General features: G+C 57.1%; 13 protein-coding genes and 1 pseudogene. 10 read left to right on the forward strand and 4 right to left on the reverse strand.

Going from position 1 to position 24,744, the window contains the following annotated elements:
* The first annotated feature begins 28 nt into the window (after nt 1-28).
* Nucleotides 29-916 carry an H-NS family nucleoid-associated regulatory protein gene (locus tag OKW37_RS08530; RefSeq protein WP_429407023.1) on the forward strand — a complete coding sequence of 296 codons (888 nt, stop codon included), beginning with the start codon at nt 29-31 and terminating at the stop codon, nt 914-916.
* 95 nt (nt 917-1,011) lie between these two features.
* On the opposite strand, the pseudogene OKW37_RS08535 reads toward OKW37_RS08530, so the two are convergent.
* Nucleotides 1,012-1,212, reverse strand: a pseudogene (locus OKW37_RS08535) (HU family DNA-binding protein); the annotation flags it as partial.
* A gap of 128 nt (nt 1,213-1,340) precedes the next feature.
* Between OKW37_RS08535 and OKW37_RS08540 the strand changes: the two are divergent.
* Together OKW37_RS08540 and OKW37_RS08545 are read left to right on the forward strand one after the other, a co-directional pair.
* Entirely contained in the window at nt 1,341-1,580 is a 240-nt protein-coding gene (locus OKW37_RS08540) for a hypothetical protein (RefSeq protein ID WP_429407022.1), read from the forward strand.
* Nucleotides 1,581-1,894: 314 nt separating this feature from the next.
* On the forward strand, nt 1,895-2,857 hold the full coding sequence (locus tag OKW37_RS08545; RefSeq protein WP_429407020.1) for an SOS response-associated peptidase family protein: 963 nt from the start codon (nt 1,895-1,897) through the stop codon (nt 2,855-2,857).
* Nucleotides 2,858-2,965: 108 nt separating this feature from the next.
* On the opposite strand, the gene OKW37_RS08550 is transcribed toward OKW37_RS08545, so the two are convergent.
* On the reverse strand, nt 2,966-4,378 hold the full coding sequence (locus OKW37_RS08550) for a sensor histidine kinase (protein ID WP_429407019.1): 1,413 nt from the start codon (nt 4,376-4,378) through the stop codon (nt 2,966-2,968).
* Nucleotides 4,379-4,869: 491 nt separating this feature from the next.
* Here OKW37_RS08550 and OKW37_RS08555 point away from each other — a divergent pair, with 491 nt between their 5' ends.
* Nucleotides 4,870-5,298 carry a low affinity iron permease family protein gene (locus tag OKW37_RS08555; protein WP_429407017.1) on the forward strand — a complete coding sequence of 143 codons (429 nt, stop codon included), beginning with the start codon at nt 4,870-4,872 and terminating at the stop codon, nt 5,296-5,298.
* 391 nt (nt 5,299-5,689) lie between these two features.
* Here OKW37_RS08555 and OKW37_RS08560 read toward each other — a convergent pair whose 3' ends face one another.
* On the reverse strand, nt 5,690-5,938 hold the full coding sequence (locus tag OKW37_RS08560; RefSeq protein ID WP_429407015.1) for a hypothetical protein: 249 nt from the start codon (nt 5,936-5,938) through the stop codon (nt 5,690-5,692).
* A 768-nt stretch (nt 5,939-6,706) separates the two neighbouring features.
* Between OKW37_RS08560 and OKW37_RS08565 the strand changes: the two genes are divergently transcribed.
* Nucleotides 6,707-7,144 carry a response regulator gene (locus tag OKW37_RS08565; protein WP_429407013.1) on the forward strand — a complete coding sequence of 146 codons (438 nt, stop codon included), beginning with the start codon at nt 6,707-6,709 and terminating at the stop codon, nt 7,142-7,144.
* Between the two features lie 446 nt (nt 7,145-7,590).
* On the opposite strand, the gene OKW37_RS08570 is transcribed toward OKW37_RS08565, so the two are convergent.
* Nucleotides 7,591-10,734: an SIR2 family protein gene (locus tag OKW37_RS08570; protein WP_429407011.1), complete on the reverse strand. Its 3,144-nt coding sequence runs from the start codon at nt 10,732-10,734 to the stop codon at nt 7,591-7,593.
* 263 nt (nt 10,735-10,997) lie between these two features.
* Here OKW37_RS08570 and drmD point away from each other — a divergent pair, with 263 nt between their 5' ends.
* From drmD to drmC, 5 genes are read left to right on the forward strand one after another with little or no spacing between them, the layout of a single operon-like run.
* Nucleotides 10,998-14,180 (forward strand): DISARM system SNF2-like helicase DrmD, encoded by a 3,183-nt coding sequence (gene drmD, locus OKW37_RS08575; protein WP_429407009.1) that lies wholly within the window; start codon nt 10,998-11,000, stop codon nt 14,178-14,180.
* A 3-nt stretch (nt 14,181-14,183) separates the two neighbouring features.
* On the forward strand, nt 14,184-18,425 hold the full coding sequence (locus tag OKW37_RS08580; RefSeq protein WP_429407007.1) for an Eco57I restriction-modification methylase domain-containing protein: 4,242 nt from the start codon (nt 14,184-14,186) through the stop codon (nt 18,423-18,425).
* A 28-nt stretch (nt 18,426-18,453) separates the two neighbouring features.
* Complete coding sequence (drmA, locus tag OKW37_RS08585) at nt 18,454-22,014, forward strand: DISARM system helicase DrmA (protein WP_429509794.1); 3,561 nt, start codon at nt 18,454-18,456, stop codon at nt 22,012-22,014.
* Nucleotides 22,011-23,846, forward strand: a complete 1,836-nt coding sequence (gene drmB / locus OKW37_RS08590) for a DrmB family protein (protein ID WP_429407003.1) — start codon at nt 22,011-22,013, stop codon at nt 23,844-23,846. Before drmA ends, drmB begins: the two co-directional genes overlap by 4 nt.
* 2 nt (nt 23,847-23,848) lie before the next feature.
* Nucleotides 23,849-24,676, forward strand: a complete 828-nt coding sequence (gene drmC, locus OKW37_RS08595) for a DISARM system phospholipase D-like protein DrmC (RefSeq protein WP_429407001.1) — start codon at nt 23,849-23,851, stop codon at nt 24,674-24,676.
* The last annotated feature ends 68 nt before the right edge of the window (nt 24,677-24,744 follow it).

The raw sequence follows: 24,744 nt of genomic DNA on the forward strand, positions 1-24,744 counted from the left end.
CAGTTAATCAACAAGAAAGGGAGTCCAAATGGCAACACTCGAACAAATCGAGGAAAAGATGAAGAAGCTGCAGTCGCAGGCCGAAGCACTGTTTGCAAAGCAATCTTCGGCCGTTCTTGCAAACATCAAAGCTCTGATGGAGAAGCATGGCCTGACAACGGCAGATATTGATGCGCACGTCGGTGGCGCACAGAAGCGTGGGCGCAAGCCCGGTGCCAGCGCTGCGAATGGAAAGGCGAAAGCCGCCGCCGAGACAAAGGGTGGACTGCCACCAAAGTATCGTGACCCCAAGACTGGCGCCACGTGGAGTGGGCACGCGCGTCCTCCGTCATGGATTAAGGACGTGAAGGACCGAACCAGGTTTTTGACTGCAGATGGCGACGCTGCGGTCGCAGCGACTTCGGGTGCGGCGGGCAAGGCAAAGGCTGCGGTCGAGAACGCATCGGCAGTCGGTAGCGCAGGCGCTCACACGGGGCAGCGCAAAGGCCCGCAACCGGCCAAATATCGCGACCCGAAAAGCGGGGCGACCTGGAGCGGACGTGGTCCGGCACCTGCGTGGCTGGCCGCCGTCAAAGACCGCACCAAGTTTTTGATTGAAGGTGCCAGCGCGGGCACGACAGAAACCAGAGCTGTGAACAGGGCGAGCAAGCCGAACGCTGCTGTCAAGCGCGGTGCTGTTGCAAAGAAAGCTGCAGTCAAGAAGGTGGCGACAACTAAGGTTGCTCCGGCGAAGCAGACCGTCGTCGCGAAGAAAGTGGCGGCTAAAAAGGCGCCTGCGAAGAAAACGGTGGCACCGGCTGCAACGAAGGTGGCGGTCAAGAAAGCGCCGGCGAAGAAGGCAGTTGCCAAAACGGTGGTCGCGAAGCCTGACGTCTCCGCTGCGCCGGCGTCTGTGACCGTGCAGGCAACAGCGTAACGATGTGGTGCCAGGGCACCATCCGTGCCCAGGTCCAAAGCAAAATGCCCCTTCGGACGTCCGTCGCGAGGGGCGTTTCTTCTGCAAGCCTCGATTTAGAGCACCGCGTCCTTCAGCTTCTTCAGCGGCGGTACTTTCAGACGCACTGAAGCAGGTTTCGCGGCGAACCACTTGTCTTCACCCGTGAACGGGTCCTTGCCGAAGCGCTTCTTCTTGGCGGGCACATCCTGAGCCACAACCTTCAGCAGACCGGGCAGTGTGAACTCCTTCGCGCCCTTCTTGTGGACCGATGTCAATCAAGTCGAACGAGTGTGGAAGTCATTGAGCGTCTGATTGATGCGCGGTGATTTGCTGTAACGCACCTACCGCATCGCGACCATCATGCTAGGATTTCTGCGTACAACGCAGACGTCAGGAGGGTGGCATGGACGGCTTCGTCAGGCATCAGATAGAAGGTGCGTCCGTCGACATCGACGTGATACCGGCTTCGCCACGTGGCTACTGCGCGCGCTTTCGCATTTTCCGTGACGCGTCTGATAATCCGGAGTGGCACAGGGTGTATGTGTCGGGCAGTGTGTTCGATACGGCCGAGCAAGCGGAGGAAGCGGCCAGGTCGATGGCGCTCGAACGGGTGCTGGCGGGGGCGGCTAAGCCGCGCCCATGAAAATTGCCAACCAACGGTCGGCAATTGAGTATATCGACGGGGGTTTCGATGAACATCGGCAACGCGGACTGTCCGTCGCTCGCGCACTTAACGTCAAATCCTTCAGCCGCACAACTTGCGCCCCACGCGGCCAAAGCCTCCGAATCATCGTCAACCAGCAATACGCTTGCCATTCCCACCTTCCCGAGTCGTCATAGGTGTTTGGCAGATTGATGCTGCGCAAAGTTCACAGGCCTTTGGTCAACGCCGCATATTCGGCGCGCTCAGGTCGTTTGAGAGAATGCGTATCATGAGAGCAAGAAACGGAGGCATCCATGTGCTACTCGGCTCAGATTCAAGCTGATTATCGAAAATTCGTACGGACTTTCGGCGCTCTGATGGACATTGGCGAATTTGCACGGCTGTTCTTCGAACGCGCCGAGGGCATAAGCAAAGCGAAGGTGCCCAAGGCAATGGAGGCTGCCTTCGCACAGCCAACGACCGAGGCGGAGAGCGCAATCAAGGCCTCTATCGACGCGTTCAACGTAGGACAGACTTCAAAGCTTGAACAGGACCTTTTCAAGCAACGCAAGCGGTTGGCGGACGCAGAACGCTCGCTCCAGACAAAGGTCAGCAAAGCTGCTGCCGAAAGCCAGCGAATTGCCACCGATAAAATTGCCTGGACCCGTGGCAAGCTCGAAGACATTCAGCGCACCGAGCTGGCGTCGCGGGATTCGCGTATTTTTCCAGGGCACTATGCGCCTGTCATGGTGATGGAAAACGGCAAGCGGGTCGTTAAGCCGATGCGATACCAGTGTCGTATTGCTGGCAAGCCCGCCTCCTATGATGTCAAGTACCCCGGGACGTATAACGCGCGACGTGACAACCTCGAAGGATTCTGGAAATCGTGCTTTGGGCATACGCACGGCGTGATGCTCGTCGATGTGTTTTACGAGAATGTTAGCAAGGCGAAGTTCGAGGGAACGCTACTTGAAACCCACGAGCGAGATGAAACTATCGTTCTGGAATTTCGTCCGAGCAACGGCCAACTGATGCTGGTCGCCTGCCTGTGGTCTCGATGGAGCGCCCCGGGCGAGCCGGACTTACTTTCGTTCGCGGCAATAACGGACGAACCGCCCCCAGAGGTCGCGGCGGCAGGACACGACCGGTGCATCGTGCCTATCAAGCCCGAAAACGTCGATGCGTGGTTAAACCCGGATGCGTCAGACCTGGCGGCGCTGTACGGGATACTTGATGACCGGGACCGGCCGTATTATGAGCACCGGCTAGCGGCGTGACCGATGTCCCATCATTAACAGCCGTCCTCGCCCTGTGTAGCAAATCCGCTCAATCGGGACTCAGGGGCGCGAGCTGAACTGCTTGCGTATCTGGTCGCATCGCATCTCTCAGCAAGGGAGATGACGGATAACTGGTTGTCGCCCGAGCACGTTGTCGAATCGACGAGCCTGTGGCTTTCGATAAAACGGCGCAGGTGCCAGACCTGAAGATTCTGTCAAATCGGTTGAGGCAAAGCTGTCTGTCTGCGGGCAAAGTATTGGTAGACGCAGTGTGACGGCTGTCCCCTTATTCGCCCCCTCGCTGCGAATCGAGATGGTCCCTTCGTGAAGCTCAACCATGCGCTTGGCCGCCGCGAGGCCGATACCCAAACCGCCTTCCGCCCTAGCGTTGCCGCGAGCAGACTGAGCAAATAACTCAAAGACGTGCGGCTGGACGGAAGTGTCGATACCAATGCCATTGTCGACAATTTCGATAACGACCACGTTCCGACCTAAGGACGTTTCAATGTCACTCGGGACTTTTACTGTTAGTTCGATTGTGCCGCCGACCGGCGTGTATTTGGCAGCGTTTGACAATAGATTACCGAGCACCTGACTCAACCGGACATGGTCGGCGCGAACCGGCACTGGAACCTCAAGGCCAGTCACCTTGAGCGAATGTCGTCGCGCCTCGATGTGATGCTTCACGGCGGTCACCGCGTCGAACGCAATCTCATTGAGCGACGTATCGCTGTGCTTCATGGCGAGCTTCCCGTGTTTTACACGCGCGGCGTCCAGGAGGTCGTCGACAAGCGTTCGCAAGTGCCGCATTTGACGCTGCGCAATGGTCAGCACTTCGACCGCCCTTTCATTGTCGGCGCATAGTTTCTTCGCGGCGCCGATTGCGCTATCGATAGGCGCAATCGGATTTCTGAGCTCATGTCCGAGCATCGCTATGAACTCGCCATGCCGACGGTCGTTGTCCGCGCCGGTGTCGCGGGCATCCATGACGGTCAGTGCGGCGCCGGCGGAAACCGAAAGATTCGAAAGCAGCCGAACGTCTTCAAAATCGAATTGGCGCTCAGGGATGTGAGACATCACCCATATCGCACCAGCAAACCCGGACTCGGTCGGAATCGGGACTACAAGGCCTTCGGTAATTTCCACGCCCGGGAAGTGCAGGCTGGGGAAGTGCTCCTGCGGGCGAACAAACAGTTGGGGTTCGCCTAACTCCAGCGTAAGCCCGCACGGACATTCCCGCCACGCGGTCGCCTTACCCTGCAATCCAACGCACAACCCGGCGACTGCCAGCCATCGAAACTCCCGACCAACGTCCGTTTCTTCGACAAGACTGATTCCGGAACTGCCCGCATTGCACAGCAGTAGCGCAGCGTCGACAATTTCCTGCAGCAGCCGCTCCCGCGACCCGGTTTGCGCACGAGCCAGCCTCAGCAGGACAGCATTCTCCGCCGCATGGTCGGCCGTTCTTGGCGGACGCGTGCTGAGCACATCCGTCTGAGTGCGTTTGCGATTGCTTTCCATGATGTCAGGTCGCGTTCAGCGAGGATTGGGGCTTAATGGATAGGTTAACTGCCGCTATTCATGGACCTGTCTGTTCCGGCCTTCGGACGTGGTCGCCAAGGCCGATGTTTGCGGGGGCCGGAGGATTTGAAAGTATGCGACCGCCGAGCGAGCTTCGTTGGATGCCAGCGCGCAGATACAACTTCCTCTTGCATGGACGTTACCGCTTGCCGGCAAATGCAGGAAGTCGTTCTTACCCGGACGGATGCTCGAAGCTCATCGTCTCGGGCAGTCGCGCCGACATCTCCGACACCCAATGACTCGGAAAGCCTGCCAGAGCGGGGTCGTGCTGGAGAATCGCCGACCGGGTGCCCGGTACGGACGTTGCGGGTTCGAATGTGCCAACCTTCTGGAGATGGTCACGAAAACTACAGACACGGCGTGCGCGCCGACCGACAAGCTTGATACCGTATCCAGATACGAGCAGCCCCGCGTACGCGGTTCGTCATCCATTGACCCGGGCGTTTGACCGGTTTGCCAGCCTCGTTAAGCGTTGGGCCGGCTCGCCTGCAGCGTTTTGTCTTGCCGTGGTCACGGTCATCGTTTGGGTCATTACTGGGCCAATTTTTCATTACTCTGACGGCTGGCAACTCATCATCAACACCGGTACGACTATCGTTACGTTTCTGATGGTGTTTCTCATCCAGCAAAGCCAGAACAAGGATAGTGTCGCCGTCCATCTGAAGCTGAATGAGCTGCTTTCCTCCCACCCGGCCGCGAGTAACCATCTTATCGGCATTGAAGATGCATCGGAGGAAGAGTTAAGACGACTGGCGGCTGCCTATCTGAGGCTTTCCACAAGGCCAGGAACCGACGGGTCGGCCGAGCCGGAAGGTTCGGCAGCCGCTGCTGCGCCGGGTCCGCAACAGGGCGACGACTAGCGCATGGTTTGCTCCGCTCCGGTCAACCGTCCCCGATGACGTGAGCTGCGCCAGCGGGTTTGCGACGTCCGCGCTCGACCCAAGTCTGCCTAGCCGGCGCCGTCGTCGGTGCTCTACGGAGAGCCGCATCGGATGTCTGGGCGTATTGCCAGATGCCCCGAATAACCTCGTCGGAGGCACGCAGCCACCGCAACGATTGGTTCTAGCAGTTGTTTGGCGGATTTTCAAGAACCGTGCGTCACTTGCGTCCGGCTCGAGCCAGAAGTGAAGTTCCAGTGCTTCGCGCGTGACGACGGAGCGACCATGGCAAGCCGTTATTGTCTGAGTTCTAAGGGCAGAAGACACAAAAAAGGCCGTCATCAGACGGCCCTTTCTAGAAAAATTTCAGAGCTCAACGACCGGTAATGCGCTTTATTGCGTCGCTCATCAGATGTTCAATGGAGTGCAGGACGCTCAGACTCAGGATAGGGTGGCGCAGCGGTTGAGGAAGGCCTTCCGGAGCACCGATGCCACTTTCGTTGTTCCACTTCTCAACGAGCCGGTCAGGCGCATACCTACCGCGCGACTGTGCCTCTCGATGTGACGCGAGGGCGGCATCGATTAGCTTTTGCTGGCGCTCATCCGGTTTAAAATTTCCCATACGCGTCCTCCCTCGAGCGTGTGGACATCATGATAGCAAGAAGGGCAGTACTGCAGAAACCCTGACGCTCTCCAGTGTGCGAATCGAACTCGGCCTTTATCGTTCGTCCCTCCATGGTGGCGGCTGCCAGGATGCTGTCGTTTCTGAGCATATTGTCTCCTCGTGCGGCAGCCCAATCGGGTGCAGACACCGTGCCAGTCTGAGCAATTGCGCGTGTGCTGAGCGTTTGCTCATGTTTCGCTAGTGGACTCGCTATCGTTCGCCCGGCGTTGTCTCGCTTTAGCACCGTCTAGTGCGTTGAGGAACTGAAACTGGGAAGGCGACGCGCGCCTGTATGCTTCCCGCATGCAGTGTCCATCAGACCAGTGATTTCTATGTGAACGTCGAAACACGAGGCATGCGCGTTCGGCGACGGCCTGCTTGCGGCGGGTCCGCCCACATAACGATAGCCGGCAGGTCGGACTTTGAGCAACCACTGCTTTGCCATGGATGCTTGGGGTGTCTGTTGAAATGGCGTCTGGTGTGGAACTCCCAGGTCGCCTATCCATCTCGCGTTCCGGACGCTGATGACCACGAGGACATCGTGCAATCTGTGGCGAGATTCATCAAGCCGGATAGCCCGAGGTTCGCACGGCCAAGCCTTCCTGAATATCGCTGGCAATTGGCTTGCAGCAGCGGACGCTTAGTCCATGCCGGAACCGGCGGCCCGTCGGACGTCCGGGGCACGTCTGTTGCGGCACTCCGAGGGAGTTCACCAGTGTTCATGTCATGTCTACCGTTCTTCTCGTCGATGACGACTCCGACAACCGCTGGGCTCTGCAGTTGGCTCTCGAAGGCAACGGCCATCAAGTTGTGCTGGCGAAAAACGGCGCGGACGCATTGAAGAAACTTCTACGCGAGATTCCCCGGCTAATTATCACTGACTGGCAAATGCCCGAAATGGACGGCGCAGAGCTTTGCAGGCACGTCAGGTGTAATCCTGCGCTCGCGCACCTGCCAATTGTGATGTTGTCAGCCATGCCCGGGCCGGGGGACGGCCCACCTTGCTGGTCCGCGTTCTTTCGTAAGCCGGCGGACCTAACCATCCTTATGCGTACAGTGGAGGCCCTCACTGCGGAGCGCCTGACTGCCAGTGCTGCAACGCTTGAGGCTGGCAGCGCAATGGCGTCCCGGTGGCAAGCTGTTAATCCGCGTTGCTGGCCTTAGCAAAGCATTGACGTGGGGAGCGGCGCCACTGTCCAGTTTGCGTCAGCGAGAGCGGTGGCCCTTGAGCCTGCGGCGGAAAGCACGAAGGTAGGCCCGCCAAGGACAGTTTGTCCGCAGGCGAAGAGCAGTCAGCTCACACTACCGATACACGGTTCTTTCCGCAGCTTTTCGCTTCGTAAAGCGGGCAGTCAACGCGAGAGAATGCCTCATCGGTGGGCGATGGGCGCTTCCAACGACTCTGGACTCTCGTTCCTTTCCGGCTGTGTCTGTTCATCTGCAATCAATCCACAGCTCACTTCTCGATATCCTCGGTGTATGGCAGCGCGAAGGCGAGGTTCGACATCTAGTAGCACAGCGACTCGTTGATATGTCACATCTGCTCCGTGAGTTGCCATCGATGAGCCGAATTTTCATTGAGGCTACTTGTTCCGACTGTGAGGAACTGACTATATCAAGAGGCGGTAGTCATACGGAGCAGAGCCAAAACCGCTGAGATATGTACCAACCTTTGCGATTGCCGTCGCAGAGTCCAATGTCGCCGGAAGAAGCGAGTAATAGTCAAAGGTGTTCCAGTTCATTTTGGACAGGCCGAGAATCTCGGATGCGACCTGAACAACGTCTGACTGTCCCATATGTCGGCGAATCAAGAGAGGGGCAGGGATGCGGCGCTTGCCTTGGAAGTATTTAAAATTTGGGTTCCGAACGTTAGGTGTAGAGCCGTGCACCCAAAGCAATGCGGAGTGTCCGTCTAGAACAATCGTTGTTCCTCGAGGAACCGGGAAGCCGTCGACTTCCAAATTTCCTGACACCTGCTTTGAGGCGACGTATCGGAGGGACTCCTCAATGTTGATTTCGATTAACTCTATGTTGGCGACCCCTTCTAGACCTTGGCAAAGACCTCGCTTCTCCTCCTCAATAAATCGTGTGCGCTTATGAACCACGACGCGAGATGGAAGGCGCATTTTCGAATCGAAGAATAGCTGTCGAATCGTTTCCCCAGTCCTGCGAGCGTCATCCTCCGACATGAACGGATTCTTGCCTCGGATAATTGGATTCTCGATGCGTCCGAGGCGGAACTGGAGACCTTCCCCGCGAGAACTGTAAAGATGACTGCAACCGAGCAAAACGTGTGTACCAAGCTCCGCAGCATGGTCAATGCTGTATCCGAGTCCGACGTAGGCTGTTTCTTCGTCGATGCAGTCCAGACGCCACGGAGTTCTCAAAGCCTTAGCGTAAAGCGCGAGCGAGACCCACCATCGCACGCGACAAATTTGCGATGGGCTGGTGGTTCTCTCTCTGATAAATTGTGTGCTCAAGCCCGCCCGGGCGGCATATGCTTTGACATAATCGTGCAGGTTGAAGTGCTCGGCCTCTGTATGGACGATATTGAGGTCCTGCCATCGGGCCGGAACATAGACGACGGCGATGGCCTGAGGATTCATCCTGCGAATTACGTCCAGCCCTCGGCAAATACGCTGTCCGAGGGTCTTGGCAGCCGATAACAAGTCGGTCGGCAGATTGTCGTCTACATCGAGCCAATTCTGGTCTCCCGGGTTTGGCGCCGATAGCGGAAGGCCGAACCCGGCTGAGAATCCAGGATAGGGAAGCAGGTAATCTTGCTCAGACCTTTCTGGCTGAGCGCGTTCTTGAAGACCTAGTAGAAAGCGCTTGAGGTAGTCCTTATCACGTTGAGGGCATATAACAGACACTTCGATGCCCGCTGCGAGACCGACTTGGGTGAGGCTGTAGTCCCACGGACGATTGTTGACTAAACCTCGGAGCGGATTGACGTCCCTGACTTCGTGCGAGCCGGACGATGATGCAAACACCAGCGGTGCGTCAGGAACGATGAGTCCATCCTGTCGAGCGTATTGCTTGAATTTCTCTGGCAAGGGGTTTTTTCCTCGCTGGGCGAGGTTTGCATACCAAGGTGCCTTGCCGATGCGGTAGTGTCCTCCACCCCACGCTGGAATGTCTACGCCACCAAGACGACGAACCCAATGCTGAAGGTCCGCGTCGAATTCTTTGTTGTGCTGAAAGCCGTAGACCTCGTTTTTCAAAATCTTTGCGACTTCATAGTTGGCGAGCATTCCCCGGGCGTCCTTCACCACAACTTCTGGCATGAGGACTGCAAGTGCCTTTCGGCCTAACGTGGTGAGTCGGATTTTTACGGCCCGATGAATCGAAAAGGTGACGCCATTATGTTTCTTTGTTGTGTAGTGGGCAGCCTCCCAAAGACGCCGACCATCCGTTTCGACATCGATAAGTTTCGCGCTACTCCGTACAAAGCACCTTTGGATGAGCGACCTAATACGACCGTCTTTCGCGAACTCTTCGTCTGAAATAGCGAGAGCAGAGACGCTGTGCTTTAGGTCTCCGTCGAAGCGCTTCGCGAGCACAGTCGCGTCGCCTAGTGCGAACGCGCCGTCTTCGGCGACAACGCCACATGCGTCAATACCCTCGAGTTTCTTGTCCAGCCACGCTCGGCGGTCAACGTCTTTGGGGAAATCAAGTCGGAGTTGGACAATCTCCAGTGGATAGCCGAATGGATACGCGTTGCTCTTAATGAGTGCCGTGACGTCTAGCGGTGGCACAGCAAAGAGCTTGGCCGCTTGTTGTTGACCTGCCGTGTCGAGAACCGATTTCGCAGCAACAAGCAAGTCGCCATCTAGGTGACGGAGTGCAATTCGCGCCAGAACATCATCGAAACCTTCGGTTGCGATATAGAAGGCATCTCGGCCTGACGCATGGATTTTGCCGAGCAATTCGGCGACTTGCTGCGTGGGAGTGTCGCCATAACCGCACCAATACAGGCGAGTCTGTCCGTGCGTCAGGAAAGCGCTTTCCAAAACTTTCATCAGAGACGCATCTCGTCCGCTGTATCCGAGCACTACGATGTCGCAATCAACTGCCTCGTGGATAAGCGCCTTCGTGAGTTCGCGTTCCTGGTTTTGGAGTTCTTCACTGGTATTTTTCAACGCGTCGTATCGATAGTCGCCGTGGAGAGAAACGACCCTGACCTCCCCCTCGACGTGTGGACGCAAAACCCGGTGAGGACAGTCAATGCCGGTTTCGACGGCGATGACATTTGCGGCAGCGCACGCTCTCGCTGGAAGTCCATCGAAATTTGTGGTCCAGATGGTCTTCAGAAGTCCACACCTAGCCAGTAGCGGCAAAAGCTTGTAGCCGGTGTGGGGAGCGGCGGACTGGACGTATCCGTGAAAGAACGCGCGCCTATCAGTGCCCGTCGGATAGCATTCGGCCGCGTAAAAGGAATATTCTTGGTCGCTTCCAGCTGGCGGGTAATTACCCCTAAGGTCGAGCCATTGCTGTATTCGCGCCTTTGTTCCCGCCAACGAGAGTTCGCCGACTGTCTCGCGTAGCGTTGGGTTGTTCGTGACAAAGATATCGCGTTTCCATTCCCAGACACATCTCTCGGCGCTTGGCATCCCCGATGAAAGTGATGCACCGGCGCCGAGCAGCAGCGCAATTTGGCGTCCCCGATTTACGGTTACCGCGCGTACAAAAGCGTCGATGGGAAGCCGTGCGACAGCTTCACTGCGCAAAACCGCCTCAAATTCGGCCTTCATTCGACTTGCCCCGGGCTTCAATGGTGTTAGGATTTTGAGCCTATTGTAAAGACAAATTGGTGCCGTTAACCGAGGTAACGGAGGCCGTCTCGCCAAGAGATTAAGATTTTTTAGAATTTCTTTATAAATCAAACTGTTGCGTCGATTTTGGATGTGACATTTGCTGCGCCGTCTGGGACGCTGCTTTCGTCTTGCTCGCGTGCGAGGCTAGAAACGGATGTTTGCGCCCTAAAATGCGGTTCTGTTCAGCAGAAAAGACATATATGACCATTGTTGAGTCAACCGGGGTGCCTGTCAGCGGACAGTTGGTATCAGTTCGTAACCGACGCTACGTCGTTACTTCCGTCGCCGCCAGTGGCATGACGGACGGCGCCTACGGCGAGAATCTTGTGTCGCTGTCGTGCGTCGAAGATGATGCCGCCGGCGAAGAACTGCGGGTGATTTGGGAGTTGGAGCCTGGCGCTTCGGTTCTCGAGCGCGCTTCGATGCCAGAGGTAACTGGCTTCGACGAGCCAGAGCGCCTCGACGCGTTCCTTAATGCGGTTCGATGGGGCGCCGTTGCTCAGGGCGATACCCGAACTCTTCAAGCTCCTTTCCGCAGTGGCGTGGAAATCGAGGACTATCAGCTCGACCCGTTGGCGCGTGCCATACAAATGCCTCGAGTCAATCTGCTGATTGCAGATGATGTCGGTCTCGGGAAGACCATCGAAAGTGGTTTGGTGATTCAGGAGATGATGTTGCGACACCGAGCGCGAACGGTGCTAATCGTGTGCCCGTCCGGAATCCAGATTCAGTGGCGCGACCAGATGCGGGACAAGTTTGGACTCGATTTCCGCATTGTGGACAGCGAGTTGATGAAGGAGCTTCGCCGGACCCGTGGTTTGAACGTGAATCCATGGACGCATTTCCCGCGCCTCATCACGTCCATTGACTTTCTCAAGCGTGAACGACCGCTACGACTGATGCGGGAGGCGCTGCCCGCGCCCGGGCAGCCGATATACCCGCGCCGGTTTGACCTGCTCGTTGTCGACGAAGCACATAACGTAGCGCCGGCGGGCACCGGGCGATACGCGACCGACTCACAACGGACGGGGGCAATTCGCCTGTTGACGCCGCATTTCGAACACAAGCTCTTCCTGTCAGCAACGCCCCATAACGGCTACTCGGAGAGTTTTTCGTCGCTTCTCGAATTGCTGGACAATCAGCGATTCGCGCGCAGTGTTCGGCCGAATCCGGAGCAACTAGCGGCGGTCATGGTTCGACGACTAAAGCGGGAGCTGCCGCCACGGTGGGATGGTACGCCTCGTTATCCAGAACGCATCGTCGAACCATTGGAAGTGCCATACACGGACGCTGAGCGCGGCGCGCATCGAGCGCTTTCGCGCTATGCGGAACTGCGTTCTCGTACAGCTCGAGACGACGCGGAGCGATTCGCGAGCGAATTCGTTCTGAAGCTGCTTAAGAAAAGGCTTTTTTCGTCGCCAGAAGCGTTCCGCCTAACGCTGGAGAAGCATCTCGAATCGCTCCGCAACGCGCGTCGGTCGGTAAGTCGGACGCAACAGCCTGTCGTTGGCATTCTGCGTCGCCAAGTCGAAGCGCTGGATGAAGACCCGGCGGATGACCATCAGATAGATTTCGCCACTGATGAGGCCGTTGACTCGGCGGTCGCGCTTTTCAGTCCCCTTACAGCCGAGGAGGACCAGTTGCTAGCCGAGCTCCGTTCTTGGGCGAGAGACGCTGCAATGCGTCCCGATGCGAAAGCGGTTGAGTTGATATCCTGGTTGAAGGCGATACTTTTCTCCAGCGGGGGCTGGAACAACGAACGCGTCATCATATTTACTGAGTATCGCGCAACGCAGAAGTGGCTGCAGGGCTTACTTGCCTTCAACGGATTCACTGGCGAAGACCGGGTGATGACTATGTACGGCGGCATGCATAGTGACGACCGCGAGCAGGTGAAAGCCGCGTTCCAGACATCCCCGGATATCTCGCCAGTCCGTATCTTGCTGGCAACTGATTCAGCATCGGAAGGTATTGACCTTCAAAACTACTGCTCGCGACTCATCCACTATGAGATTCCGTGGAACCCCAATCGGATGGAGCAGCGGAACGGTCGAATCGACCGGCACGGTCAGCGCCAATCGAAGGTGATGATTTATCACTTCGTGGGCAACGGGTATCGAAAAAATGCACAGAACGCGACCGATGTCGCACCCGGCGACCTCGAGGGAGACCTCGAATTTCTGATGCGCGCTGCTCAAAAGGTGGAGAACATTCGTGAAGACCTAGGGAAGGTGGGCCCAGTGATTTCCGCGCAGGTTACCGAGGCAATGCTTGGCCGTCGGAAACACCTTAATACGGAACAAGCCGAGCGCGATAGTGAGGCTTCGCGAAAGCTACTTCGCGTCAGGCACGACCTTCGGGCTCAGCTTCAGCAGCTTCACGAGCAACTCAACGAGACGAAGCGCGAACTACATCTAGACCCCCATAACATCCTATCGGTGGTAACGGTGGGGCTGGCACTCGCCGGGCAACCGCCGCTGCAAGAGGCGACTCTCGACGGAGTCTGGCCCGACTCGTCTGGCAAGCGAGCGAAGTGTCCGGTCTTTCGACTGCCACATCTCACAGGGTCTTGGAGCCAGGCTACGGAAGGACTGCGACATCCGCATACGCAGGAGGTTCGCCCGATTGTCTTCGACCATTCCCTTGCAACTGGTCGAGACGATGTCGTTCTGGCGCACTTGAATCACAGGCTCGTTCAGAATTGTTTGCAACGGTTGCGGGCAGAGATTTGGTCCGTCACCGGTCATCATCGACTTCACCGCGTCACGGCGCGAGTGATTCCAAACCAGGCGTCTGATGTTCCCATTGTTGTCGCTCACGGTCGGCTGGTAGTCCTCGGTGGAGACAACAAGCGCATTCACGAGGAAATTATTTTCGCGGGCGGCGAGCTACGAGAAGGGCGCTTCGCAAGGATTCCCCAAATTGGGCGCTTGGAGCAGCTTCTGAGCGCCGCCACCAGTCATCGTCCCACGGAATCCATGCAGCAGCGTCTAATAGCACTCTGGCCGAGCCACGAGGAAGGATTGCTTCGCTCGTTAGAGGCTCGCGTGAAGGACCGAACGGAAACACTGCAGAATCGACTCGACGAGCGAGCCACGCGTGAAATCAGCGCTATGCGCGCTGTGCTGAGTGAACTGCAGGCGAGTATTCGCTCACAGTTGCACGATGTTACACCCCAGCTCGAGCTCTTCTCAACGCCAGAGAAAGACCAGTTTGAGCGAGACCGCAATGCGTTGGAGCGACGTGTCGATGAGCTCCCAAGAGAAATGGAACTAGAAGAGAAACTCATATTGACTCGATTTGCCGAGCCGAACCCCCGCCTCTTCCCTGTATCAGTGACCTATTTGGTTCCGGAAGCCCTTGCTCGCCAAGGAGCAGCATAAGCCATGTCGATTGCCCGTCAACATAACGAATGGTTGTCGCTAGTTGAGGTTTCAGGGCCGTTCCTGTCCCTGCCAGTGCTGCTGCGAGTGTTCCCTCAGGGGCTGGACGCGCAGGACACTGAGGTCTCCAAGAACGTTCGTCTTGCGTTCGGTGAATGGGAGGACCATCGTACGGAAGTCGCGATTCACACCGCATGGCTCGAGTTCGTGCTAACGCGTACCCTCGGCTATCCGGACGATTATTTGCTCAAGGGTCAGGCGTTGCCAGATGGGCTGGAAGCGCGCGTTCACGAGCACGGTGAAACCCTTCGGCCGACGTATGCGCTTAAGGCACCAACCGAAGCACTTCCTCGCATGCTCGTAAGCGTATATCCCCAGAGCCAAGCGCTGACAAAGCCAGTAGCGGGTACAGCATGGAAGACCGGGTCACCCGACACGCGCATGATGACATTGCTGCATGCAACCGGCGTTCCACTCGGTCTTGTGACCAACGGAGAAAAGTGGCTTCTGGTTGCGGCGAAGCCTGGCGAAACCACGAGTTACATTACGTGGGATGCGGCACTTTGGTCGGAAGAGCCACTTACATTGCGGGCATTTGTTGCGCTACTCGGAGTTGGTCGTTTCTTTGGTGTAGCAGAGAACGAGGCACTTCCGCACATGCTCGCGGAAAGCGCGCTGAATCAGCAGGAAGTCACGGACCAACTCGGTCAACAGGTGTTGAAGGCGGTTGAGGTATTGATTCAGGCACTCGACCGCATTGATGTCGAGCAGCACGGGCGTTTCTTGGAGGGTATCGGGGAGAAAGACCTTTACCAGGCAGCGCTCACAGTCATGATGCGCTTGGTATTTCTGTTTTCCGCTGAGGAGCGGGGTCTTCTTTTGCTTGGCGACGCTTTGTACGACCGTCACTACGCAATCTCGACGCTACGCGACCAGTTGCGTGAGATACCCGACGAGCAGCTTTTGGAGCATCGACACGACGCGTGGAGCCGATTTTTGGCGACCTGTCGCGTTATCTATGGTGGAGTGGAGCACGAGGCGATGCGCTTGCCGGCGTATGGCGGGGCCCTGTTCGACCCGAACCGCTATCCATTTCTGGAAGGTCGGAAAGCAGGCAGCTCATGGGTTGATACACCAGCCGCACCGCTTCCAATCAACAACCGCACGGTACTGCATCTGTTGGAGTCACTGCAGTTTCTGCGAGTGCGCGTTCCAGGCGGCGGGATTGAACCGCGCCGGCTGTCTTTCCGCGCACTGGACATCGAGCAGATTGGTCACGTTTACGAGGGATTGCTCGACCATACGGCTAAGCGCGCAACTGCCCCAGTACTGGGATTCAGGGCGAGCGCTGGCGACGAGATTGAGATTTTGCTGGACGAGCTCGAAAGACACGCAAGCCACGGCGAAGACGAGCTGATTGCGTTCCTGAAAGAAAAAACAGGACGCACGCCTGCTGCAATACGCCGAGCACTCACGCAGGTTAGCAGTGCGAATTTGCTTTTGCTGCAATCGGCTTGCGGCACGTCGGAAGGTCTCTACGACCGCGTCAAACGATACGCGTCTCTCCTTCGCGAGGACAGCAACGGCTATCCGGTGGTTGTACAACAAGGTAGCGTCTATGTTACTTCCGGCTCGGACCGTCGCAGCACTGGGACGCACTACACACCTAGAACGCTTACTGAGTCAGTAGTGGCGACCACGTTGGAGCCGCTTCTCTACGAGGGGGTAGACGGGGGAGCAGAGCCAAGCCCTGAGCGACTAAAGGCGCCAGCAGAAATCCTAAAGCTAAAAGTGTGCGATTTCGCCTGTGGTTCGGGCGCTTTTCTAGTACAGGCGTGCCGCTTTTTATCCGAGCGCCTCGTGGAAGCTTGGGGAATTGCTGAATCAGTTCACCCGAGCGTTCCACTGGTTGTTCCCGAGGCGTTGTTGTCTGCCTCATGTCATAGCGAGCAACTCTTGCCTCGTGACGCAGAGGAACGGCTAGCACTCGCTCGTCGTCTCGTCGCTGAGCGCTGCCTATATGGCGTTGACGTTAACCCGATGGCTGTGGAGATGGCGAAATTGTCGCTGTGGCTGATAACTCTCCACAAGAATCGCCCCTTTACCTTTCTTGACCATGCGATTAAATGCGGCGATAGCCTTCTCGGGCTGCACGACGCCGCACAGGTAGAGCGCTTTCACCTTTCGCCCGCACGCGCACATCGACGCCTGCATGACTACATAAAGGACCAATGTCTCGAATATTTAGGTGTGGCCCGCACCAAGCGCGAACAGCTTGAGAGCTTTACACTGCTTGATACGCGAGATGCACAGTTGAAAGAGCGCTTATATCGGGAGGCAGAAGTCGCACTTGCAAGAGTTCGGCTTTTGGCCAACCTCGTGGTAGGTGCTGGTCTGTCGTCGTCGGGAAGTAGCGCGTCGCGCAGTCTGAACTTGCTCGACGCAAAATTGGAGGAGTTACTGCTTGATGCTGGTGCCGCCTTGGAGCAGCCCGGGGACGCCCCCTCTGAGGGGACGGAAGACCTGTCGCGCCTAAACGAAAAATCCGAGCGGATGCTCAATCCCGCTTCGGCACTTGCACGGCGTCGTCCATTCCATTGGCTTGTTGAGTTTCCTGAGGTTTTCTTACGCCCGGATAATCGCGGATTTGACGCGATAGTCGGTAACCCCCCCTTCGTGGGCGGTCAAAAGATTACGGGCGCTCTCGGAACTGACTATCGCGACTTCTTAGTGCTGTTTCAGGCAGAGGGCCGTAGGGGAAGCGCGGATTTGTGCGCTTACTTCTTTTTGAGGGCAGCGATGCTGGTTCGGGAGAGTGGCAATTTTGGTCTTCTAGCGGTAAACACGATTGCAGAAGGCGACACACGACAAGTCGCGCTTGAGCCAATGCTTCGTAGTGGTCTCACGGTATATGCCGCACGCACGAACTTTATCTGGCCGGGAACCGCTTCGGTGGCTGCAAGCGCAGTACATATGCATCGCGGCGGCTGGGATGGTGAGCGGGTGCTGAACGGGACTCGTGTTCCAACTATTTCGGCTTTTTTGTCAAGCGAGGACGAATGGAGCCCCAAGCCGTTAAAAGCTAATAGCAACAAGGCATTTATCGGTTCGTATGTGTTGGGTATGGGCTTCACCCTAAATGGAGTGGAGGCTGCTACGTTCATTGCTCGGGACGAAAAAAATAGGGAGGTGCTTTTTCCATATCTCAACGGTGAAGACCTGAATTCACATCCTTATCAGCAACCGTCCAGATGGGTGATAAATTTTTGGGATTGGCCCTTGAGCAGAACTGCGGAAGGAGCGTGGTTTGGAGCGGACGAGCGGGCACAAGAATTATGGCTGCGCGATGGTTGCGTCCCCGATGATTATCCTGGACGAGTTGCCGAAGACTTCCCGGATTTGCTTGAGATTGTGCGCCTGAAAGTTAAGCCTGAACGCGCCTCAAATAACCGCGCCGTGTATAGGGAGAGGTGGTGGCATTTCGCGGAAAAACGGCCGGCGTTGTATCACGCGCTCGGGCGCGGCAGTGTCTTCTGCCGACACCCGGAAGACTGGGATGCTACCGCTGGACCATGCCGTTACGTGATGGGGCAGACTCAAGTGTCCAAGTTCCTCACGCCATGCATGCTTCCAAACAGTTATGTATTCGACCAACGGGTTGTCACATTTGCCGATGCTGCGTTCGGATTCTATGCGGTTTTGCAAAGTAGCATTCATGAAGTATGGGCCCGAAAGCAGGCGGCTTCGCTCGAAACTCGGCTTTCCTATACGCCGTCTGACGCTTTTGCGAGTTTTCCGCTTTGCACGATAGGTGAAGAATTGGAGCGACTTGGGGAGTCTTTTCACGACGGTAGAAGGCGGCTGTTGCAGTCTGAGGACATCGGTCTGACTGAGTTCTTCAACCGATTTCACCGTGAAGAGAATGCCCCTCCAGCGATGGCGGAGCTTCGTGGGCTCCTATTGCGCATTGACCAGGAAGTGCTGGATGCGTATGACTGGGGTGACATTGAGCTAAGGCACGACTTCCGCGCTGTTCCGTATCTGCCGAATAACGACCAAGTTCGATACACAATATGTGAGGAAGCCAGGATAGAGATTCTGCGCCGCCTTTCCCGCCTGAATCGTGTGCGGTTCGAGAGTGAGGCAGCAGAGGATGCCTCGCTGACGTTGGCGATGCCCCACCGCGCATCAAAGACGCCTCGTGTCAGGAGGGGGCCGTCAAGTGTGCAGGGCGGCTTGTTCTAAACGCACGTGACTAAAAAGGACTACACAAATGTCTAGTGACCTCGCCGCTGAAGGAACGCTCGCTGCCAATATACCGTCGCCAGTGCAACTGCGTGCTGAACTCGAAGACTTGGTCGAAAGGGAGCTTTTAGGGCCTCGTGGCGGACCAGATGAGGAAGTGGCAGAGACACGAGTACAGGACCGCTATTTGGTGGGTATGCTGTCTCCACGAAATAGGCGCCTGCGCGCGAACGAGATGGACGTACTCGCGGACGATGAATCCGCGTCCGGAGAGGACGGGGCCACAGACGACGCTCCGCTTCCGACAGATTCCTTGTCCCCCTGTTCGCTTGGACTGACGTGCACGATAGCTGGGGACGTTCAGTCCGTGGTCGTCACTGGGCGATGGGGCCGTTACAAGCGCGAAAAGAGCGCGACCCAAGTCACTGAGAAGGGCAATCCGCTGACGGTCTGGAAGCGCTACCCGATGGGCAGTATTGGCCTTCCAATCGCTCTTGTGGAGGGCGATGTTCCTCCTGTGCCTCTCGATACGTCGCAGCCGGAGGTATACCTCCAGGGAAGAATTCGCAAGCTCAATGGCGACTGGGTCGTTTCTCTGTTCATGGTAAATGGGCAGAAGGAAAGCGAAACCCTAAAAGACGAAATGTGGGTTTTTCAGCCTGAGCTAGACGTTGCCGGTACTGACGGTGCGGCAGTCTTTCGACGAAGACAGCTGTTCCGTGATGAGAGCAAGGCGGACCCCGTTCAGCATGCGGAGCAAATGGCGCTCGAAATGCTATACCGGGGGCAGGTAGAGTTTGCGGTGGGACACGGGGTTGCGGTACGTGCAGATGCTGACCCCGAGGACCTCACGAAGTGCGTCCGCTTGCGCACGCGTGCGATGCCGACATACGAGGTGCCTCAGACGACACCGCCCACTGATGAGGACATCCCAGCTCTGGCCGATGTGGTTCTGGATATGAAAGCGCTGGCCGAAATGCCCGATGGAGACCTGTTCCGCTCCCTTCGTGCGCTGCCGGGCGCGTATAAAGACTGGATTACCAAAGAGTCGGCACGAATCGACGACCCGCAGGAAGAACTGGAGGCCTATCGCAAGGTAGCCGAGAACGCGATGGTCGACTGCAAGGTCGCCTGTGACCGCATCTCTGTTGGTATCGACCTTCTCGAACATGACACCAAGGCGCGCGAGGCGTTCCGTTTTGCTAACCGCGCGATGTGGCAACAGCGCATCCACACGCTCGCGTCGGAGTCGAAGCGGGCCGGCCGAAGGCTGAGCATCGACGAACTGGACCAGTCAGAAAGCCGCTCATGGCGGCCGTTCCAGTTGGCATTTGTGCTTCTCAATCTACCAGGGGTGACGCAACTCGACCACCCCGAGCGTAGCAGTGCGCCTTCTGCTATCGCAGATTTGCTGTGGTTCCCGACTGGCGGTGGTAAGACCGAGGCATATCTGGGTCTTACGGCATATACGCTTGGCATGAGGCGACTTCAGGGCAGCGTGGGGGGACGACTGGGCCACGCCGGCGTAGCGGTCATCATGCGCTATACGCTTCGTTTGCTTACATTGCAGCAGTTTCAGCGTGCCTCCGCGCTGATTTGCGCATGCGAAGTCATCCGTCGGGGCTCTCCAGACGTGTGGGGCACGGAGCCGTTCCGCGTCGGCCTTTGGGTTGGTATGAAGACATCGCCCAATAGTGTTGCGGATGCCCATCAATCGACGTTGGGAGGACGTGGCGCGGGCATGGGCAGTGGTACTGGCTCTCCGCTACAACTGACGAACTGTCCTTGGTGCGGTGAAGGTCTGGACCTTGGGCGTGACGTAAAGGTAGAGACGTATGCTCAAGGCAGAGCCCGTGTCTTCACGTACTGCAGTGACCGGTTAGGCCAATGTGAATTCAGTCGCGCGAAAGCACCAGATGAAGGAATTCCGGTCCTAACTGTTGACGAAGAAATTTATCGCAGGCTGCCTGCGCTGCTGATAGCAACGGTTGATAAATTCGCCCAGATGCCATGGAATGGCACGACTCAGATGCTGTTTGGCCAAGTCGATGGGTACTGCCCGCGCCATGGATTTACATCACCTTGTCTCGAGGATGCATCTTCGCATCCGACAAAAAACAGCTTGCCCGCAGTACGGGCGGTAGCCCACGGCCCACTTCGACCGCCGGACCTCATTATCCAGGACGAGTTACACCTCATCTCTGGTCCGTTGGGAAGCCTTGTTGGATTGTATGAGACAGCGGTTGACCAACTGTGCTCTTGGACCGTCGAAGGGAAGGTCGTTCGGCCGAAGTTGATTGCCTCGACGGCGACGATACGGCAAGCAACCGAACAGGTGCGGTCGCTATTTTTGCGCGACGTTCGTGTGTTCCCGCCGCAAGGGCTAGACGTACGGGACAATTTCTTCAGTTTGCAGCGTGAACCGAGCGAACGGTATCCCGGACGACGGTACGTCGGGGTGAGCGCGTTCGGGCGGCGCCTGAAGGTTGCACTGATTCGCGTCTATTCCGCTTACCTGTCGGCGTCTCAAGCGTTGTTCTTGAGATACGGCAAAGCTGCTGACCCCTGGATGACCTTGCTGGGCTACTTCAATTCTATGCGTGAGCTAGGGGGTATGCGGCGGCTTGTGGACGATGATATTCGCTCGCGTTTGCGGGACATGGAAAGCCGTGGACTGGCGAAGCGTCACACGCCGGCTCTCGAAGAATTGACCTCTCGGAAAAACTCGCGCGATATTCCCGGCTTATTGGACCGACTGGAATTCGCGCATGACCCGTTGTTGCCGCCCCATGCACGGACAAGTAGTAGGCCGACCCGCGCCAATCCTCTTGACGTGGTGCTGGCGACAAACATGATATCCGTTGGAGTTGACGTCAAGCGGTTGGGCCTTATGGTTGTCGGTGGACAGCCCAAGGGAACTGCTGAATACATTCAGGCAACGAGCCGCGTGGGGCGGAATGCACAGGCTCCCGGGCTTGTTTGCACGGTCTACAACTGGGGGCGGCCGCGCGACCTTTCTCATTACGAGCGATTCGAGCATTACCACGCTACCTTCTACCAGCACGTGGAAGCACTTTCGGTCACTCCGTTCGCAGCACGAGCGGTTGACCGAGGTGTGTCTGCTGTCTTGGCCGCGCTGGTTCGTTTGCCTGCGTCCGAATTTAACGAGAACCTGGCAGCAGGGCGACTGGACGGCTCGCACGCGATTGTGAAGGATGCAATTAAGGCGATAACTCAGCGCGCAACATCCGTGACGCAGTCGACGGCGCAAGGACAGCGCGTGGAGAAGCTGTTGAAAGCCCGAATTGATTATTGGCTCAAGAAGGCAGCGCCTAAACCCGGCGGAGCGCGGTTAGGTTACCAAGGGCAGCGGGACGGGACGACTGTTGGTTTGCTCGAGAAAACCGGGGCGGGGGATTGGGAAGACTTCACCTGTCTCGGTTCGCTACGCGACGTCGAGCCGAGTGTCGGCCTAATCATGGACGACAAACCACTCGATGACGGGTACGGGCAAGAGTATTCGGCCCCGGCGCCAGCCGCTGCCAGTGGCGCAAGCGTTCCGCCGTCAACGAACGGAGGCCAACAATGACAAAACACAAGGTCGGTGATATTAGACCAACGCAACTCCTGAACGTGTATGGCGTCGGCGCAATGATTGACCTTCCCAACATCGCTGGGATGGTGATGGGGTTGGACGACTGGGATACGACCCATTCCGTATTGGTCAGTGAAGAGCGCCTGCTGCGCGCCGTACGCGTTCAACTCGGCGACCAGGTGGAGAAGCTCCTGCTCCCACCGGTCGAACCAGACACTGCTTCTGCTGACCCGCTCGGAGGCGCCAAAATTGGAGTCCCTGTTGCGGCGTTTCCACAGTGGTTTCGGTGTCCATGGTGTGAGCTTTTGGCGCCAATCAGCTCTGGACTATTCGAACTGAAAACGGACCCCTACCGCCCGGACCGGGCGCGTTTTGTTCACGCGAACTGCAGTAAGGCTGGACAGCCCCCGGTTGCGCTGCCGGCGCGGTTCCAGATGGCCTGCAGTCACGGGCATCTCGATGACTTTCCGTGGTTGCGCTTTGTGCATCGAGGTGCGGCAACATGCAATGGTCCACTGCGGCTGAAGAAGATTGGTGCTTCAGATGAAGCCGTCGATTTGCTCGTCAAGTGCGATACCTGCGGGCTAGACCGCCGCATGTCAGACGCATTCGGAGAGGTCGCCGAAAGCGATGACGTATTCGGATGTCGGGGGCGTCGACCACATCTGCGGGACTTTGCGCCCAACGGCTGCGAAGAGCATGCTAAGACTATGCTGCTAGGCGCGTCCAACAGTTGGTTCGCCATATCCCTCTCGGCGCTCTCAATTCCGATGTACGTGGACAAGTTGCCGCAGTTGGTAGAGGAGCGCTGGGCGATACTGCAACATATCCCGTCACTTGAAACGATTGCAGCCTTCAGGGCGGTAGGGAATCTGAAGGGCTTAGAAGACTATAGCGATGATGCTGTATGGGATGCCATTGATGGCAAAAAAAATGGCGCACAAACTGTCGAGGGTGACGGCAATTTGAAATTGCCAGAGTGGAATGTCTTCGTAAGCGCGGACCCAGTCACCAACACTCGGGATTTTCAGCTAACCCCAGTCGCTGCGCCGCACGGGTACGAACAATATTTTGAGAAGGTGGTTCGGGCAGAGCGTCTGCGAGAGGTGCGTGCTCTAACGGGATTCACGCGCATCGAATCACCGGGCGACTATTCGGACCCCAGCGAAATTCCTGAATCGCTGCGAGCGCCACTGGGACGGAGCAAGCCGGCCTGGGTGCCTGTTTCGGAAGTACGGGGGGAAGGGGTTTTCCTGCAGTTTTCAGAACAAGCCATATGCGATTGGGCGCGGCGCGTTACGCGCCAGGATGAGGAAATGCGGCGCGCTCACACGGCGTGGCGGAAGGCGCGGCGCATTCGCGAACCTGAGACTGGGTACCCTGGAATCCGCTACGCGCTGATTCATTCCTTTTCGCACGCCTTGATGCGGCAATTGTCGATGGAGGCCGGGTACTCATCGGCGAGCATTCGAGAGCGCATATACGCTGAGAATGGCGGCGGCGACACGTCTCCTATGGCCGGTTTGCTTCTGTATACAGCCGCGCCCGATAGTGAAGGGACCCTGGGTGGTTTGGTCTCACTTGGCGAACCGGAAAGGCTTGGTCGCTTGATTCGCTTAGCGTTGGAGCAAATTCGGCTTTGCGCCTCGGACCCTCTGTGCGGGGAGCACCGCCCGGCGCAGGATGGCACGTCTTCGCTCCACGGGGCTGCGTGTCACGCCTGCATGTTTTCCCCCGAGACTTCTTGCGAGCGAGGAAACAAATATCTTGACCGAGGGCTCCTTGTCCAGACGATTGGCGGCGGAAACGTCCCCTTCTTTGAATAATCATGGGCTCTTCCACGTCGTTGCTTGAAGCCATCGCGGAATTTGCCGCTCAAGTTTCCCCTGATGCCGTTGCGGCAGTGGTGGAACAACTGCGAAGCGTACACGGAGCGGCAACGTCATGGGCCGCGATGCTGCCGATACAACAGCGGCTGCATGCGACGGCCCGAGCCAAGTTTGAGAGAGTCATCACCGAGTGGGAACAACAGACCAATAAAACCACACTGGCCGAGGTTGCCGCGTCGATTGAAGGAGCGCTTTACCAAGCGATACGCTTGCGTGCAGAGACCAGTATCGAACTAGTATGGTCCGGTCCTACTCATCCAACTTCTGGGTTACGCAGCACGGAGCAGGTCTTGCTGGAATTAATAGATGCTGCGCGGAGGTCGCTCTTCATTGTCACTTTCGCTGCGTACAAGGTCGATAGGCTCGTCAATGCAATTGAATCTGCAACGGAGCGAGGTGTTCGCGTCGTCTTCATTCTGGAAAGTCGGGATGAGAGTGCGGGAAAAGTAACTTTTGACCCGGGGGTAGCGCTTGCCTTGTCACGTCTCACTAGTGTTACATCTTACGGTTGGCCCACCGGGAATCGCCAGCGCAATAGTCAAGGTCAACACGGTTCGCTTCATGCGAAATTTCTAGTTGCGGATGAAGAGACGCTTTTTGTGTCGAGCGCTAACTTGACCGACTACGCGATGAACCTAAATGTCGAACTAGGCACACTGGTACGCGGAGGTGACGCACCTAGACAAGCAGCCGCCAACCTTTCGGCCCTCATTCAGCAGGGCGTTTTCCGTTTAGCGAGCGGCTTCCGACCTGCGGACGGTGTCTGATAGGGTCACAAAACCAAACACCGGCCGCTGGGTACCGTGATGATGCAGATTAACAAATAAAGCATCCT

Source organism: Paraburkholderia sp. MM5482-R2, assembly GCF_050436125.1.
Classification (GTDB): Bacteria; Pseudomonadota; Gammaproteobacteria; order Burkholderiales; family Burkholderiaceae; genus Paraburkholderia; species Paraburkholderia tuberum.